Origin of the sequence: Lysinibacillus mangiferihumi, assembly GCF_003049665.1 — a bacterium.
Classification (GTDB): Bacteria; Bacillota; Bacilli; order Bacillales_A; family Planococcaceae; genus Lysinibacillus; species Lysinibacillus mangiferihumi.
On the sequence record NZ_PYWM01000112.1, the window covers coordinates 1 to 714 of the forward strand.

Annotated in this window: 1 protein-coding gene; it reads left to right on the forward strand. The window is 27.5% G+C overall.

The window, feature by feature from the left end; genetic code table 11:
- Positions 1-714 (forward strand): leucine-rich repeat domain-containing protein (locus C9J37_RS28725; protein ID WP_107897948.1); only part of this gene is annotated, 714 nt, incomplete at both ends.

Below are 714 nucleotides of genomic sequence, written 5' to 3' on the forward strand. Positions count from 1 at the left end.
GATGGATGAAAAGATTTTACCAAATGTAGATTTCTTAAGTGAATTAACTCAATTAGAATACTTAAATTTAGGTAGAAAAAGTTATGAGAATTTGAATGGTATCGAAAAGCTAGTCAACTTAGAATATCTTGATTTTGAAGGAATCTGTGAGGAAAGTCTTGATTTATCAAAACTTACAAAATTACAAGATTTATTCGTTTTGTACAACAAAAAAATTCAAAACATGTTTGACTGTGTGAATTTAAAACGATTAGTAATTCATCATTATAAAAAGAAGAATACTGATGAGTTTACAAAATTAAAAAAATTGAAGATATTAGAGATTTGGTCGTCACCTATTCAAAATATAGATGGATTAATGGATTTAAAAGAAATAGAGCGGTTGGAATTACGATATTTATCAAAATTAGAGTCGATTGATGGCATTAAGAACAACACTTCAATTAAAGAGCTATGGATTCAAAATTGTAAAAAGGTTAAAGATTGGGAAGTTCTGGGTACATTATCAAATTTGAAAGTTTTAACTATAGAAGCATGTGGAAATATACCATCATTAGAATTTTTAAATAAACTAGAATCTTTAGAATCTATAAGATTCGTTTCAAATACGTTTATAGAAGATGGAAAATTGGCATGGTTGATTGAGAAGGAAAGTATGAAATATTTTAATACGCCAATAGAAGATCACTATGATATTAGCCGTGAAACGCTCAG